Here is a 15,882-nt window from a genome sequence, read left to right as displayed (position 1 = left end):
ATCGCCATCTTCCGCAGGCGGAGGATGAACGAGATGCGGCGTGTGGCGACTTGGATTCTGTATGGGGTGGGCGCACTCGCCTGCGCCTATCTGGCGCTGTACGCCTATGCGATGCTGACCGCGCCGAAGCTCACCCCGGGCGATCCAATCCGCATCTTCCGCAATCCCGACGCTCCGAAATATTCGTGAGGCTAATTCAACCTCTTCCCGCAAAAGCGGGCGAGGGAGCCGGCCGCGGATGGAGGTGCCTTGCGTCGCCGGGCGACGCGCCTTTCGATCTTGATATTTGATGAAAGAACTAATTTCCGGTCACTTCGGGGAGCTCACGAAGTGAGCGAACCCGGAATCTCGATGTGCGGTGCGCGTGAGTGATAACAAGCTCGGGATTCCGGGGTCGCGAGCTCGCGCTCGCGCTCGGAATGACAGCGGATGAAGCTACTCTTTGCTGCCAAATAGCCCCTCTCCGCCCCACCTCCTTTCAGGAGGAGGGGCGGAGGAGAGACCTTCCAGAGGGGGCCGGAGGGCTCTCTTCAGGGTCGCGGAAAGACGAAGATGGCGATCAACCCATCTGCACGAAGGCGCGCGGCTCACCGCCGCCGGCGGGCGGGATCGGGAGGCCGCCGTCGGCATATTCATTGAGTTTGTTGCGCAGCGTTCGGATCGAAATGCCGAGGATGTTGGCAGCGTGGGTGCGGTTGCCGAGGCAGTGCTTCAACGTCTCCAGGATCAGATCGCGTTCGACATCCGCCACGGTGCGGCCGACCAGCGCGCGGGTGACCTGCTCGGCCGCGAAGGTGGCATGCGCCACCGCCGGCGGCGTCTTGGTCTGATCGAGCCGGTCACCGTCCGGCGTGATGATCGCTTCGGGGCCGATCTCGTCGCCCTGCGCCATCAGCACCGCGCGGTGGATGGTGTTTTCGAGTTCGCGGACGTTGCCCGGCCAGCGATTGGTGGTGAGCACGCGGCGCGCTTCGGCTGACAGCGGCCGCAGCGGCACGCCATTGGCATCGGCATATTTCTTGGCGAAGTGCTGCGCCAGTTCGAGAATGTCGGCCGGCCGCTCGCGCAGCGGCGGGATCTTCAGATTAACGACATTGAGTCGGAACAGCAGGTCTTCGCGGAACGTGCCTTCGCGCACCGCTTCGGCCAGATTGCGGTTCGAGGTGGCAAGGATGCGGATGTCGACCGGCACCGGGCTCTTGCCGCCGACGCGGTCGATCACCCGCTCCTGGATGGCACGCAGCAGCTTGGACTGCAGCCGCACGTCCATCTCTGAAATTTCGTCGAGCAGCAGCGTACCGCCGCTGGCTTCCTCGAACTTGCCGATACGGCGCGCCACTGCGCCGGTGAAGGCGCCCTTCTCGTGGCCGAACAGTTCGGATTCCAAGAGGTGCTCGGGGATCGCCGCGCAGTTGATGCTGATGAACGGCTTCTTGGCGCGATTGGAACGGCTGTGGACGTAGCGCGCCAGCACTTCCTTGCCGGTGCCGGACTCGCCGGTGATCATCACGGAAGCTTCGGAGCCGGCGATCTGCTGCGCCAGCTTCACGACCTTGGCCATCGCCTCGTCGCGATACACCAGCTCGCGGCTATCGTTGGCCACCGCCGCCAGCACCGCGGCAATCAGCTCCGGATCCGGCGGCAGCGGGATGTACTCCTTGGCACCGGCGTGGATCGCGGCGACCGCAGCGCGGGCATCGGAGGCGATGCCGCAGGCGACGATCGGCACGTGGATGTGCTCGGCTTCGAGCCGCATCACCAGATCGCGGATATCGAGCGCGACATCGGCCAGCAGCAGGTCGGCGCCCTTGCCGCCGCGCAGTACCCGCATCGCCTGTTCGTTGTCGGCCGCGTGGGTGACCGACGCGCCGTTATCGATCGCGATCTTGGTCGCGGTGGTGAGCTGGCCCTTCAAGGTGCCGACGATGAGAAGCCGCATGAATTGCTCCTAGATCTCCTGCCGCGCGAGTCCCGCGCGCTTCGCGTTTAGGTGTCCGCCTTGATGATTTCCGTCATGGTGACGCCGAGCTTGTCCTCGACCAGCACGACTTCGCCGCGTGCCACCAGGCGGTTGTTCACATAAATATCGATCGCCTCGCCGACGCGGCGATCGAGCTCCAGCACTGCGCCGGGTCCGAGCTTGAGCAGCTCGCCGACGTCCATTTTCGATCGGCCGAGCACGGCCGACACCTGCACCGGCACGTCGAACACCGCTTCGAGATCGGCGGCGACGCGCGAAATCTGTTCGTCTTCCTGATAGCCGACGTCGGCCAGCGGGGGGGCATCGGCACCATTGAGGTCGGGAAGCGGCACCTGGCCGTCATTATCGCCCATGTCTCATCTTCCTTTTCTCATCGGCCGCTGTTGCGCGATGCCATGTAGCGGCCCACCAATTCGTCGATCTTGGCTTCGACCGTGGCGCGCTCCAGCACCACGCCCCCGTCGGCCCATTCGATCTTGCAGTCGCCGCCGGCGATTTCCGGATCGGCCAGCAGCACCAGACGTCCGGCGAAGCCACTCTGCTTGGCGAGCAATTCGATACGCTCGCGCGCGGCCTCATAAAGAGAGTCGTTGATCCGCACCACCAGATGCGGCGTCGCCACCAGATGGCGGAAACAATCACCGACCAGCGCGGTGATCTCGGCCAGCGGCTCGGCGGCGATCAGTTCGCCGCAGAGTTTGCGTGCCGCGGCAATCGCGACTTCGACCGCTTCGGTCTCCATCCGGGTTTCAACGCCGCCGATGCCGCTGGCGATCACGTGCATCGCCTGCGCGACCTGCTCCAGCGCCATCGCGCTGCGCCGCTGCGCCTCGACCAGGGCTTCGTTCTGGCCGGCGGCAAATCCGTTCTGATAGCCGCGCTGCTCGGCGGCGGCGACGGCCTGCGCCAGCTCGGCTGCAGCGATCGCCTTCTCGCGGGTTTTCTCAGGTGCCCCGAAATCGTCGTTGAACAGGAATTTCTGTGCGGGAGCGGCCATCAGTACACCAGTTCGTCGTCGGCGCGGTTCTTGGTCAGCACGATCTCGCCCTTGGCGGCGAGATCCTTGGCAAGGTTGACGAGCAGCGCCTGCGCCTCGTCGACGTCGCGCAGCCGCACCGGACCGAGCGCGGCCATATCGTCCATCAGCATCTTGCCGGCGCGCGACGACATATTGCCGAGGAAGAAGCCGCGGACCTCTTCGTTGGCGCTCTTGAGCGCGATCGCCAGCTTGTCCTTGTCGATGTTGCGCATCAGGGTCTGGGCCGAGCCGGCATCGAGCTTGACCAGATCGTCGAAGGTGAACATCAGCGCCTTGATGCGCTCGGCGGACTCGCGGTTGTCCTCTTCCAGCGAGGTGATGAAGCGGGTCTCGGTCTGACGGTCGAAATTGTTGAAGATTTCCGCCATCACCTCATGGGCGTCGCGGCGGCGGGTCTGCGACAGGTTCGACATGAATTCGGAGCGCAACGTCTTTTCGACGCTCTCGATCACTTCCTTCTGCACCGCTTCCATCCGCAGCATGCGGTTGATGACGTCGAGCGCCATGTCTTCCGGCAGAATTGCCAGCACCTTGGCGGCGTGCTCGGGCTTGAGCTTCGACAGCACCACGGCGGTGGTCTGCGGGTACTCGTTCTTAAGATAGTTGGCGAGCACCTCTTCGGAGACGTTGGACAGCTTCTCCCACATGTTGCGGCCAGCGGGGCCGCGTATTTCTTCCATGATGCCGGTGACGCGGTCGGCCGGCAGATATTTCTGCAGCAGCCGCTCTGTGGCGTCGTAGTTGCCCATCAGCGCACCGGATGCCGACATCCGCGACACGAATTCGAGCAGCAGATCCTCGACCGTTTCCGGCTCGATGGTGCCGAGCGTCGACATCGTCATCGACAGTTCGCGCACTTCCTCGTCGTCGAGCAGGCTCCAGATCTTGCCACCGTACTGTTCGCCGAGCGCGAGCATCAGGATGGCGGCGCGCTTCGGCCCGCTGAGCGGCTTGCTGGGCGCACGGCCGCTCTGACGTTGCGCCAACGTCGCGACGACGGAGGCGATGTCATCCTGACTGGTTGCTGGGACGGGCGCGTCGGCCATGGCGGATTAGGTTGCGGGTTCGGCCAGCCATTGACGAATAATGGCGGCGGTTTCGTTGGGATTGCGTTCTGCGAGTTCGCCGACCCGATGCACGGACTGGGCGTGAACCTGGCCTTGCACCTGGGCGATATCGATCATGCTGGGCACGCTGGCCGGCACCGGCTGACCATCGGCACCGATCTGCGGCACGGTGCCGTCGGCCAGCGCCGGCAGGCCGCCGGCTGCTTCCGGCGCCGGCTCGGCGGCGAGGATGCGCTTCACCAGCGGGCGGATCACCATGAACAGGACCACCAATCCGAGCAGGAACATCACCCCAAGCTGGATCATGTTCATGATGTCGTCCTTGGTGAATTGGAACATCCCCATCAGCCCGGCCGGCTCCGGCAGCTTCTCGACCTGCGGCGCCTCGGCGAACTTCAGGTTGACCACTTCGATCTGGTCGCCGCGCTTCTGGTCGAAGCCGATGGCCGAGCGCACCAGCGCGGCGATGCGGTCGAGCTGCTCCTTAGGCCGTTCTGCATAGACCAGCTCGCCCTTGTCGTTCCTGGTGTAGGCGCCGTCGACCAGCACCGCGACCGACAGCCGGTTGACGCGGCCGGCCTCGGTGACCTCGGTCTTGGTGACGCGGGAGATCTCGTAATTGTTGGTCTCTTCCGACTTCTTGCTGACGTCGCGCGCGCCGGCACCCTGGCCCTGGTTCGCGCCGGGCAGCTCGTTGTTGACGGTGACCTGGCCGTCCGCCGCCGAAGTCGCGGCGGATTCTTCGCGGGTCTGGCTCGACCGCAGCACCCGGCCTTCGGGGTCGAATTTGTCGGAGGTCTGGGTGATCTTGTTGTAGTCGAAGTCGGCGGAGACCTGGACGCGGGCGCGGCCGGAGCCGACCACCGAGGAGACGATGCCCTCGATCTGATTGCGCATCCGCTTTTCGAACGCGGCACGGCGCTCGTCGCTGGTGGCGCCTTCGACCTGCTCGCCGCTGGCGGAGCCGTCCGCCAGCAGCTGGCCGGCCTCGTCGACGATCGAGACCCGCTGCGGCTTCAGGCCGTTAACGGCGGAGGCGACGAGATGACGGATGGCGCGCACCTGCTGCGGCTCAAGCGCCCCGCGCACGCGCAGCACGATCGAGGCCGACGGCTCCGGCGCCTCGCGGGAGAACAACGGACGCTCCGGCAGCACCAGATGCACGCGCGCCGCCTGCACCCGGTCGATCGCCCGGATGGTGCGTGACAGCTCGCCTTCGAGCGCGCGCAGATGATTGATGTTCTGAACGAAGCTGGTGGTGCCGAGCGCATCCGACTTGTCGAAGATCTCGTAGCCGACGCCGCCGCCCTTCGGGAGGCCGCCTTCGGCGAGCTTCATCCGCAGCCGCGTCACTTTGTCCTTCGGCACCATCAGAATGGCGCCGTCGTTGCGCATCTCGAACGGAATGCCCTGGCGCTCCAGCTCCTTGATGATGCTGGAGGAGTCCTCGACGCTGAGATCCGTATAGAGGGTCGTCATCTGCGGCTGCGACACCCGCATGATGACAAAGGCGAAGAATCCCACCAGCGCAACCGTGACGGCAATCATCGCCATCAGCCGGGCGGCTCCCAAGCCTTTGAGAAAACCCAACAGATTCTGCAAGAAACGCCCCTCGGATGCGCAGCACGACCGACCGGCGGGCTCAGCCTCCCCGCACGGCTAGGCAAATCTTGCCTATGGGATGGTTTCGATATGGTTAACGAGTCTTAACGGACTGCAAAAACCCTTGAAAATGCTGAAAGCCGGCTTCCCGAAACGGGGCCGGCTTTCGTCAAAACGTCAAAACCTGGAAAGGATTTGTTTACTGGCGATATTGCTGGATTCGGGTGGTGCGCAGGCCGGCTAGGCCGTGATGGTCGATCGAGAACTGCCAGGACAGGAATTCGTCCACGGTCAGCGTGTATCGGCTGCACGCCTCCTCGAGGGAGAGCAGACCGCCGCGGACGGCAGCGACGACTTCGGCCTTCCGGCGAATGACCCAGCGCTTGGTGCCGGGTGCAGGCAGGTCCGCGATCGTCAATGGGCTTCCATCGGGCCCGATCACGTATTTTACCCTCGGGCGGTGGGGCTCTGTCATGGCGTACTCACAACTCGCAAAGCACTCAACTCACACAATTAACCTAAGCGCGCCGGCTTAAAATTTGCCTAAGCGAGCCGCAGGATTGTTCAGGTTGGTGTTAGTAAAGCGGTAACGAATGGCAGCCGTCCCGAACGCCTCAAAATGCCCGGCCTGCTGTGATTACGTGGTGGGCCGCCAAACCGAAGGTTCGGCTTTCGAAGCAGCGATCGATCGTCTAGTGCTGACAACATGAGTGACGACAGCGCGCCGGCAACGAAGCCAACCACCAACTCACCCGTGATTGCGTGCGACAGCTTGCATGCGGTCGCACTCGACGACGCCACGCTCGCAGCCGTCGATCAGTGGGCAACCAGCCGGCTGCTGTCGCGGACCGAAGCGCTCGGGCGTCTGGTGCAACTGGGGCTCAGCATCGCGCCGGGGGCACGGCCGCCGCTGACGATCGCGCCGGACCGTGCCGTCGAACTCGCCGCGTCACAGATTCACGCGCTGATCGATCCCGAAGCGCCGCTCGAAGAACGCGACCGGCGAATCGCGCGGCTGGTCGAAGGCCCGCCGGAATTCGTCGAAGCCCGGGTCGACCTGCCGCGCCGCCGCGCCACAGATCTGCTGCCGGACGGCAACGCCATGCTGCCGCCACCCGCGCCGGGGACGCCGCAGCGCCGCGCTACGGATCGATCAGCACTCCCGGATTGAGCATCGCCTGCGGGTCGAGCTCGCGCTTGGCGGCGCGCAACGCGGCGGCGAACAAGTCCGGCCGCTGGCGATCGTACCATTTGCGATGATCGCGCCCCACCGCGTGGTGATGGGTGATGGTACCACCCGCCGCGATCAGCGCGTCACTCGCCGCATCCTTGATCGCCTGCCATTGCTCGAGCAGCTCTCCGTGCCGGCCGAGCGCATGAAACGAGAAGTACGGCGCCGGCCCATCCGGATACACGTGGGTGAAGCGGCAGGTGACTTCGCCCTTGATCCCGGTCGCATCGAGGATCGCCTGTTCGGTCGCGGTCTTGACGCTGTCGTGGAAGCTCTCGAACCGCTCCCAGGTAATCGACGTCTCGAAAGTGTCGTTGATCAGCCCGGCGGGGGTGAGGAATTCGCGTGCATAAGGCATCCGGATGAAGGCGTTGCGCCACAGCCCGGCGGCGCCTTCGAGATGTCCTGACGAGGCCTCTGCCTCTTCCCTGATACCGCCGTGATCGGCGCAGCACTCGAGCGCCCGCGCCATCCACGGCTCGACCGGATGGTCGCCGCTCTCGAACGCCAGCACCATGATGGACACGCTGCCGTCGGCGGCGCCGGTGTTGTACGCCTCCTGCGGATCGAGGATGCGGCAGTTCGAGGGATAGAGGCCAGCCTGCGCCACCGCCCGAACCGCGCGCGCCGCGGCGAAGAAGGACGGGAAGCGCACCGAGGCGCCGGCGCGAAACCTGGGGCGCGATTGCAGCCGCATCCACGCTGCCGAGATCACGCCGAGGATGCCTTCCGAGCCGATAAACATCCGGTCCGGACTCGGCCCTGCGCCGGAGCCGGGCAGCCGCCGCGTCTCGAGCACGCCGCGCGGCGTCACCACGCGGACGCTTTCGACGAAATCATCGATATGCGTATAGAGGCTGGCGTAGTGACCGCCGGAGCGGGTCGCGATCCAGCCGCCGAGCGTCGAATATTCGAAGCTCTGCGGAAAGTGCCGCAGCGTGACATTGTGCGGCTTGAGCTGCCCCTCGAGCGCAGGGCCGTAAGCACCACCCTGGATCAGCGCCGCGCGCGAGGTGGCGTCGACCTCCAGCACCTTGCCGAGATGGCGCAAGTCGAGCGTTACCGCCGCCTTGTAGGGGCTGCCGTCGACCCGGCATTCGACGCCGCCACACACCGACGAGCCGCCGCCGAACGGCGTCAGCGCTGCACCGGCACCGCCGGCCCAGTCCATCACCGCGGCGATCTCGGCCTCGTCACGCGGATAGGCAACGACGTCGGGCGCCGCGTCGTAGTCGCCGAGCATGCCACGGACGTAGTCCGGATAGGACTTGCCGTAGGCGTGGGCAGCACGTTGATAGACGTCAACCGCGCAGATTTCCGACAGTGATTTCGGCGGCACGATCCGCGGTTCGCGCAGCTTGATGTCGTCGAGGTGCGCGACCTCGACGGTATCGAAGCTGTCGCGACCGAACTTCGCTTTGTAGCGGCCAAGCACGAAAGTCTGCTCGGCCTCGGTCATCCCCTCGCCTTCCCGACCCCAGCCGTAATGCTTCAGCCGCGCGCCCATCGTCGACCTCCCCGTTGTTCGTCGGCGAGGTACCGATGCCGCGCCGATCGGCGGGTAGTGTGACGGGCAATGTCAAGGCCGGCAAGCCGTCTGGGCTCAGCTCCCGGCGTCGCGCACAGGTACCACCAGGATGTCGCGCTGCAGGCGGCGTAATACCTCCTCGGTCACGCTGCTGAGCAATAGCCGCACTGCACCACGCCGCGCGTGCGTACCGATGACCACCAGATCCGGCCGCAATTCGGTGGCGGCCTCAATGATATCGGTGGCGGGTCCGGCGCCTTCCTTGACCACGGTCGAGTAGTCGACGTCGTCGAGCCGCAGCGGCTCCAGGAAGCGCACCAGATCCCGCACCGCGTCGGTGCGGGTGTCGACGAGATAATCGTCGAGGCTGGTCTTATCGACACCCGCGTAGTTCAGCATGCCGGCGGCAGCGGCGTCATAAACGTGCATCACGATCAGCTTGGTTCGCTGCAGCAATCCGAGCCGCCGCGCGGTCTCCAAGGCCTGCGCCGAACAATCGGTCAGGTCGACCGGCGCGAGACTCTTGGCATAGGGCAGCGCCGGGTCGAGATTGGCCATCAGCACCGGCACCGTGCTGTTGCGGATCACCCGTTCGGCCGTGGTGCCGGCGAAGATGTCGCGTAGGAAGGCACGGCGGTGGCTGCCGACGACGCACAGATCCGCCCCCTGTTGGTGGGCGGCGCGGACGATGGCATCGAACGGCGTGCCGAGAAGCACCAGCGGCGTGCATTGTAGGCCTGCGAGATAAGTGTGTTCGCGGATCGCGTCAGCGAGCGCGGACTCGGCGAGTTCGACCTCTACGGCGACGATGTGCTCGGGCTGGTCGTCGTCGACCACATGGGCGATCACCAGCCGGGCGCCGCTCTGCCGGGCGAGAGCCGCGGCGCGGCGCACCGCACGATCGGAGCGCGCCGAGAAATCCGTGGCAGCGAGCACCACTTTCAGGCCGAACATCATATCGGGACGGGGCAGTTCGTTCATGATGAACCTCGTCGTTACTAAGGGCCGCGTGACCACACGCGATGGAAGCGGCGCGACGGCGTGGTGCCGTGCGCGCCGCAATGAAGCCGGTTATGGCTCGAGACTGCGCAGCGCGCCGATCCGGCGCATCACCCATTTCTCGAGTTCGAGCACGATCATCAGCACCACGCCGGCGCCGATCACCACGGCGCCGTCGACCAGCGAGATCGGCGTGGTGGCGAACAGGCTGTGCATGAACGGCGCGTAGGTGAAGGCGAGCTGTGCGGCGATCACCACGACAAGCGCGGCCAGCACCGGCATGGTGCCGAGCGCGCCGCGCAGCGAGATCGAGCTGGTGTGCAGATAGCGGACGTTGAACAGGTAGAAGATCTCGAACACCACAAGCACGTTCACCACCATGGTTCGGGCAGTGTCGAGCGACAGTCCCTTGCCGAGCGCGAAGAAGAAGATTGCCAGCGCGCCGACCGTGAACAGGAACGAAACGAAAAAGATCCGCCACACCAAGAAGCGCGACAGTAGCGGCGCGTGCGCCGGCCGTGGCGGCCGCTTCATCACGCCAGGCTCCGGCGGCTCGAACGCCAGCACGAGGCCGAGCGTGACGGTGAGGATCAGGTTGATCCAGAGGATCTGCACCGGCGTCATCGGCATGGTGAAGCCGAAGAGGATCGCGACGATGACGGTGAGCACCTCGCCGCCGTTGGTCGGGATCGTCCAGGCGATGACTTTGCGGATGTTGTCATAAACCGTGCGGCCTTCTTGCACCGCGGCGACGATCGAGACGAAATTGTCGTCGAGCAGCACCACCTGCGAGGCTTCCTTGGCTGTCTCGGTGCCCTTGTGGCCCATCGAGATGCCGACATCGGCCTGCTTCAGCGCCGGCGCGTCGTTGACGCCGTCGCCGGTCATCGCCACCACTGCGCCGGTGGACTGCAGCGCCTGCACGATGCGCAGCTTATGCTCCGGGTTGGTGCGAGCGAACACATCGGTGCGGCGCGCGAGCTCGACGAAGCCGGAATCCGGCGTGCGGTCGAGATCGCCCCCTGTGACGACGTCGGGATGGTCGGTCAGATTGAGCTGCCGCGCGATCGCCTCCGCGGTCGCGGCGTGATCACCGGTGATCATCTTCACCACGATGCCGGCCGAGCGGCATTCGGCGATCGCCTGGATCACCTCATCGCGCGGCGGATCGATGAAGCCGACCAGCCCCATGAACGCCAGCCCCTCGTCGAGATCGGCAAATCCGAGTTGGTCGGACGGCCGCGCCGGCGAACGGAGCGCGAAGCCGAGCACACGCTCGCCTTCGGCCGCCGCACGCGCGATCTGCGCGGTCCAGAATTCTTGATCTATCGGATGCAATGCGCCTCCGGGCCCGACTTGAGTTGCGCACATCGCCAGAAGCCGCTCGGGCGCGCCCTTGACGAAGATCACCTGCGCGCCGGAATCGGTGGCGTGGCGGGTCGCCATGAAGCGATGCTGCGCGTCGAACGGGATCTCGTCGGAGCGCTTCCACGCGGCCCGCTCGGTGTCGGGATCGAGACCGGCCTTGATCCCGAGTGCGACTAGCGCGCCCTCCATCGGATCGCCGTCGACCACGTAGTGACCGTCGACCGGGCGCAGCTGCGCGTCGTTGCACAGCAGTCCCGAGCGAACGAGCTGCATCGCCGACGGCACCGCTTCAGGATTATCCTTACCGTCGACGGTGAGGTCACCCTTCGGCACGTAGCCGGAGCCGCTGACCAGAATGGTGTGATCGGCGGTGACGATGCGGCGCGCGGTCATCTCGTTACGCGTCAACGTGCCGGTCTTGTCGGAGCAGATTACCGAGGTGGCGCCGAGCGTCTCCACCGCCGGCAGGCGGCGGATGATGGCGTTGCGCTTGGCCATCCGCTGCACGCCGATCGCCAGCGTGATGGTGATCACCGCCGGCAAGCCTTCCGGCACCACGCCGACCGCGAGCGCCACCACAGCGATCAGCGCATCGGCCCAGGCATAGTCGCGCACCAGCGTGGCGAAGGCGAAGATTGCGGCCGCCGCCGAAATCGCCACCCAGGTGAAGCGCTCACCAAACTTGTTGATCTGTGCGAGCAGCGGCGTCGCCAGTTGCTCGACACCCTGGATCATCGTGCTGATGCGGCCGATCTCGGTGCGTGCGCCGGTCGCCACCACGACGCCGAAGCCCTGCCCGGCCGACACCAGCGTGCCGGAGAACCCCATGCACAGCCGGTCGCCGAGCGGCGCGTCCACCGCCGCGGGCTGATCGTGCTTTTCGGACGCCACCGACTCGCCGGTCAGCATCGCCTCGTCGATCAGCAGGCCGCGGGCGCGCGTCAGCCGCAAATCTGCCGGCACGCGATCGCCGGCCTCGATCATCACCACGTCGCCCGGCACCAGTTCTTCAGCCGGCACCACGACGCGGTGGCCGTCACGCCAGGCATGCGCGCGCGGCGAGATCATCTTCTTGATCGCGGCCAGCGCCTTTTCGGCTTTGTCTTCCTGAATGTAGCCGACGATGGCGTTGATCGTCACTACCGCGACGATCACTGCGGCATCGATCTGGTGGCCGAGGAATGCGGCTGCGACCGCGGCCGCGAGCAGGAAGTAGATCAGCGTGTTGTTGAACTGCGACAGAAACCGCAGAATCGCCGAGCGACGCGGCGGCTCTGGCAGCGCGTTGGGTCCGTAGCTCTGCAGCCGGCGTTTGGCCTCTTCGGTGCTGAGGCCGCCTCGGGTGGTGGCAAGGCCGGTGAGGACGCGATCGGCATCGATCGCGTGCCACATCTCGTCGGAGGCCTGATCGTTCGGGCCTTTGATGTCGGCTTGCAGCAGTTCGGTCATGGTGGGGCTCTCGACGTCTTCGGCTCGACAGAAACGCTGCGGCCCGGAGTCGGAACGCCTCTCTTGAAGAGACGCGTCCATGGCCTCGGCTCCGTCCGGTCCCAAGACGGGATCGGCCGCGCAGCGCGATGTGGGGAATTTGGAAATGCAGGACGGCGTCGCCGCAGCGATCGGGCGAGGAAAGGCTCAGTGCCTCGCGCCGTCAGACGACGGCTCGCTCGATCGGGAATAAAGCAGCAGACGGAGTCGCAGCGTGGGGCTACGCGGCTATCGGCGGCCGTAGTTGCGGCGGCTCGCTGCGATCGAGCATCGGCTCGGCCAGCGGCAGGTGCACGCGGGTCGACTGATCGCAGCCAAGGCTTCTGAACGAGACCGGAGTCAGAGCATTGGCGCTGTCGGTGGTCATGATCTCCGGATCGTCGCTGAGGTTCAGCGGCGGCACCGGCGGCGGCGTCTTGACGAAGACGAGCTCTGGCCGCGGCGCCTCGTGAGCCGACGCGGCCGAGACATTGCCGAGAACGAGCACAACGAAAGCGCAGACGCAGATCGCCGCCTTGAGCCACAGGCGCAATGCAGCGGACACCGTCCGGCCGTCGTTATGTCGTTCAAACCGCATCGTCAGGAAGCGTACCCCATCTGGGTCAGGAGCGACAAAGGTTAGCTGCCGGCACTTGGCCGTCACATTGACCTCTATCAAGGGGTTAGCCGTTTGGATGCGGCGGGTGGTCACAGCCGGCAGAAGGTCGCGGAGGCATTGACTGGGTACTAAGGCACCGCGCGACAGCCTGTCGACTGCGTACGCAAGAGCTTGACCGTAGCGGCCTGGGCGCGCAGTACGGCGGCTTCCGCAAAGGCAGATTCATGACCGACTCCCCCCAAGTTTCGCGGCCGACGCCGACGCTGGCGCAATTGCTCGACGCCGTACGTTTCCTGACCATTCTGCCGGTGCCGAGCGCCGACCGTGCGCCGGAGCCGGACTGGCTGATGCGGGCGATGACGTTTTTTCCGGTGGTCGGAGTCGGCATCGGCGTGGTGTCGGCTGCGGCGATGATCGTCGGCACCTCGCTGTTCGGGCCGACGCTCGGCGCGCTCCTTGCGGTGACCGCCTCGATCGCGCTGACGGGCGCGTTCCACGAAGACGGGCTCGCCGACACCTTCGATGCGTTCGGCGGCGGCTGGACGGTCGAGCGCCGGCTCGAGATCATGAAGGACAGCCGGATCGGCACCTATGGCGCGCTCGCACTCGGCATCGGCGTCGCGCTGCGGGTTGCGGCGCTGTCGCTATTGCCGCTGTGGGCGGCGCTGGCCGCGCTGGTCGCCTGCCACGCGGCGTCGCGCGGCGCCTCGTGTCTGGTCGCACACCGGATGAATTACGCCGGCAACACCGCGGCGATGAAGGCGAGCTACGCCGACACTACGCTGCGCAAGGATGAACTTGTGCTGGGCGGAATCGCGGTCGCGCTTGGCGCGCTGCCGCTGCTCCTGGTGTCGCCGATCGCGGTGGTGATCGCACTTGCTGCAGGCGGCATCCTCGCCGCCGCAATGGCCGGCTGGGCCAAGCGGCTGATCGGCGGCTACACCGGCGACGTGCTCGGCGCCAGCGAGCAACTGTTCGAGATCGGCTTTCTGCTCGGCGTCGCGGCGGTGGTCGCCGGATAGGTCGGTCGTTCAAATCCCTGCATCATTGCGAGCAGCAAAGCGACGAAGCAATCCAGAAAGCTCGTTGCCCCCGACTCCTGGATTGCTTCGCTTCGCTCGCAATGACGGGACAGCACTCAGTGGCTGATCATCCACGGACGCGCTGTGGGGAAGCCCTTGGCGCCGCTCTTGGTGCGGGTCTGCAGCCGGGCCGGCTTCTTGATACCCGAACAGCAACTGCAGCCGGGCGCGTGCTTGGCTTTGTATTCGCCGACCGTCATCGGCGCGTTCCGGCTCTTCTCGTTGGTGGCGTGCGCGTTGCGCTGCGACGCCGGCATGCAGGAGAAATTCGGGGCGGTGAGGATCACCCGCGGCGACGAGGTCTCGCAGGTCGGGCAGAGCTGCGGATCGTCGCATTCCGCCATCGGCCGCAGATCGGTGAACGGCCCGCAGGCGTCGCACATGTATTCATAAACAGGCATCGTCGTTTCCCTTGCGCTGACGATTTGTTCGGACCTGTGCGATGGGAGCGGGGCGGAAAAGACGCCCCGTCCCGCTCCCCGTCGCGCAGGGAAGTCTTAGAGTCCGGCTCTCCAAGCTAGCTCCGTCGTTGTGAGGAGCGAAGCGACGAAGCAATCCAGATCAGTCCATGGTGCTGGATTGCTTCGCTTCGCTCGCAATGACGGCGGGAGTTTTTCACCCGAACTCCGCAGTCCTTACTTATCCGGCGAGATCGGCATCTGGACGTCGCCCTTGATCGCCTTCACCGGGCCGGCCGAGGTCGGCATCATGTCGAAGTCGAAGATCTCGGTGGGTAACCACAGCGTGGCGCAGGCGTTCGGCACGTCGACGACACCCGAGATATGGCCCTGTACCGGCGCGGTGCCGAGGATCGAATAGGCCTGGGCACCGGAGTAACCGAACTTCTTCAGATACTCGATCGCGTTCAAGCACGCCTGGCGATACGCCACAGTGACGTCGAGGTAGTGCTGCTGGCCCTGCTCGTCGACCGAGATGCCCTCGAAGATCAGATAGTCCTTGTAGTTCGGCGTCACAGGCGACGGCTTGAAGATCGGGTTCTTGATGCCGTACTTCGACACGCCGTCCTTGATGATGTCGACCTTGATGTGCAGCCAGCCGGCCATTTCGATCGCGCCGCAGAAGGTGATCTCGCCGTCACCTTGGCTGAAGTGGAGGTCGCCCATCGACAGACCGCCGCCCGGCACATAGACCGGGAAGTAGATCTTCGAACCGCGCGACAGATCCTTGATGTCGCAGTTGCCGCCGTGCTCGCGCGGAGGCACGGTGCGGGCGCCTTCGGCCGCTGCCTTGGCCTTGTCGTCGCCCTTCAGCTTGCCCATGTGGGCGGTCGGCGCGAACGGCGGATTGGCGAGGCCGGGCACGCGGGTCGGATTGGTCGCGATCAGCGCGGTCTCACGTTCGTTCCACGCCGACAGCAGCTTCGGATCGGGCAAGCAGCCGATCAGACCGGGATGGATCAGACCGGCGAAATTCACGCCCGGGATGTGGCGCGAGGACGTGTACATGCCCTTGAAGTCCCAGATCGACTTCTGCGCCAGCGGGAAGTGGTCGGTGAGGAAGCCGCCGCCATTCTGCTTGGAAAAGAAGCCGTTGAAGCCCCACATGCTCTCGGCCTTCGGGCCGATGTCGAGCAGGTCGACGACCAGGAGGTCGCCAGGCTCGGCGCCCTTGACGCCGATTGGGCCGGACAGGAAGTGCACGATCGACAGGTCGATGTCGCGAACGTCGTCGGCCGAGTCGTTGTTCTTGATGAAACCGCCGGTCCAATCATAGGTCTCGACGATGAAGTCGTCGCCCGGATTGACCCACGCAGCCATCGGAATGTCCGGATGCCAACGGTTGTGGACCATCTCGTTGTCGTAAGCAGACTGCGTGAGATCGACCTTAATCAATGTCTCTGGCATCGGAAGCTCCCTTGTTACCAGTGGACGAGTGAAA

Annotated in this window: 15 protein-coding genes; 3 read left to right on the top strand and 12 right to left on the bottom strand. The window is 65.4% G+C overall.

The genetic code is table 11. The features are described 5' to 3' along the window. Positions 1-42 precede the first annotated feature (42 nt). Positions 43-189: a hypothetical protein gene (locus tag HZF03_RS06420; protein ID WP_165858154.1), complete on the top strand. Its 147-nt coding sequence runs from the start codon at positions 43-45 to the stop codon at positions 187-189. A 370-nt stretch (positions 190-559) separates the two neighbouring features. Here the strand turns inward: HZF03_RS06420 and flbD are convergent, their stop codons facing one another. The 6 genes from flbD to sciP form a co-directional block, all read right to left on the bottom strand. Then, positions 560-1,939 carry a sigma-54-dependent transcriptional regulator FlbD gene (flbD, locus tag HZF03_RS06415; RefSeq protein WP_012494937.1) on the bottom strand — a complete coding sequence of 460 codons (1,380 nt, stop codon included), beginning with the start codon at positions 1,937-1,939 and terminating at the stop codon, positions 560-562. Positions 1,940-1,986: 47 nt separating this feature from the next. Further along, positions 1,987-2,334 carry a flagellar motor switch protein FliN gene (fliN, locus tag HZF03_RS06410; RefSeq protein ID WP_011156831.1) on the bottom strand — a complete coding sequence of 116 codons (348 nt, stop codon included), beginning with the start codon at positions 2,332-2,334 and terminating at the stop codon, positions 1,987-1,989. A gap of 17 nt (positions 2,335-2,351) precedes the next feature. Beyond that, positions 2,352-2,978 carry a FliH/SctL family protein gene (locus tag HZF03_RS06405; RefSeq protein WP_012494936.1) on the bottom strand — a complete coding sequence of 209 codons (627 nt, stop codon included), beginning with the start codon at positions 2,976-2,978 and terminating at the stop codon, positions 2,352-2,354. Beyond that, positions 2,978-4,066 carry a flagellar motor switch protein FliG gene (gene fliG, locus HZF03_RS06400; RefSeq protein WP_011156829.1) on the bottom strand — a complete coding sequence of 363 codons (1,089 nt, stop codon included), beginning with the start codon at positions 4,064-4,066 and terminating at the stop codon, positions 2,978-2,980. Before fliG ends, HZF03_RS06405 begins: the two co-directional genes overlap by 1 nt. A gap of 6 nt (positions 4,067-4,072) precedes the next feature. Then, the gene (gene fliF, locus HZF03_RS06395; protein WP_119019381.1) at positions 4,073-5,689 is read right to left on the bottom strand and encodes a flagellar basal-body MS-ring/collar protein FliF; all 1,617 of its coding nucleotides are present in this window, start codon (positions 5,687-5,689) and stop codon (positions 4,073-4,075) included. Positions 5,690-5,888: 199 nt separating this feature from the next. Beyond that, a complete protein-coding gene (gene sciP, locus HZF03_RS06390; RefSeq protein WP_011156827.1) occupies positions 5,889-6,164 on the bottom strand; it encodes a CtrA inhibitor SciP in 276 nt (91 codons plus the stop codon). Between the two features lie 231 nt (positions 6,165-6,395). Between sciP and HZF03_RS06385 the strand changes: the two genes are divergently transcribed. Then, positions 6,396-6,860: a hypothetical protein gene (locus HZF03_RS06385; protein WP_119019382.1), complete on the top strand. Its 465-nt coding sequence runs from the start codon at positions 6,396-6,398 to the stop codon at positions 6,858-6,860. On the opposite strand, the gene HZF03_RS06380 is transcribed toward HZF03_RS06385, so the two are convergent. The 4 genes from HZF03_RS06380 to HZF03_RS06365 all read right to left on the bottom strand — a co-directional run bounded on the left by HZF03_RS06380 (position 6,832) and on the right by HZF03_RS06365 (position 12,994). Next, a complete protein-coding gene (locus HZF03_RS06380; protein ID WP_119019383.1) occupies positions 6,832-8,427 on the bottom strand; it encodes an FAD-binding oxidoreductase in 1,596 nt (531 codons plus the stop codon). The two genes, HZF03_RS06385 and HZF03_RS06380, sit on opposite strands and share 29 nt — an antisense overlap. A 96-nt stretch (positions 8,428-8,523) precedes the next feature. Next, positions 8,524-9,429, bottom strand: a complete 906-nt coding sequence (locus HZF03_RS06375) for a universal stress protein (RefSeq protein WP_119019384.1) — start codon at positions 9,427-9,429, stop codon at positions 8,524-8,526. Positions 9,430-9,519: 90 nt separating this feature from the next. Beyond that, positions 9,520-12,264 (bottom strand): cation-transporting P-type ATPase, encoded by a 2,745-nt coding sequence (locus HZF03_RS06370; protein WP_119019385.1) that lies wholly within the window; start codon positions 12,262-12,264, stop codon positions 9,520-9,522. Between the two features lie 259 nt (positions 12,265-12,523). After that, positions 12,524-12,994, bottom strand: a complete 471-nt coding sequence (locus HZF03_RS06365) for a hypothetical protein (protein ID WP_234832297.1) — start codon at positions 12,992-12,994, stop codon at positions 12,524-12,526. Between the two features lie 131 nt (positions 12,995-13,125). Here HZF03_RS06365 and cobS point away from each other — a divergent pair, with 131 nt between their 5' ends. Beyond that, positions 13,126-13,923 (top strand): adenosylcobinamide-GDP ribazoletransferase, encoded by a 798-nt coding sequence (cobS, locus tag HZF03_RS06360; RefSeq protein ID WP_119019386.1) that lies wholly within the window; start codon positions 13,126-13,128, stop codon positions 13,921-13,923. Between the two features lie 116 nt (positions 13,924-14,039). On the opposite strand, the gene HZF03_RS06355 is transcribed toward cobS, so the two are convergent. Both HZF03_RS06355 and fmdA read right to left on the bottom strand, forming a co-directional pair. Further along, entirely contained in the window at positions 14,040-14,384 is a 345-nt protein-coding gene (locus HZF03_RS06355) for an FmdB family zinc ribbon protein (protein ID WP_011156820.1), read from the bottom strand. 234 nt (positions 14,385-14,618) lie between these two features. After that, positions 14,619-15,848 (bottom strand): formamidase, encoded by a 1,230-nt coding sequence (fmdA, locus tag HZF03_RS06350; protein WP_119019387.1) that lies wholly within the window; start codon positions 15,846-15,848, stop codon positions 14,619-14,621. Between the last annotated feature and the right edge of the window lie 34 nt (positions 15,849-15,882).

Origin of the sequence: Rhodopseudomonas palustris (assembly GCF_013415845.1) — a bacterium.
Lineage (GTDB): Bacteria > Pseudomonadota > Alphaproteobacteria > Rhizobiales > Xanthobacteraceae > Rhodopseudomonas > Rhodopseudomonas palustris_F.
The sequence above is the reverse complement of the archived record's forward strand: the minus strand, read 5'-3'. Positions and strand labels throughout refer to the sequence as shown.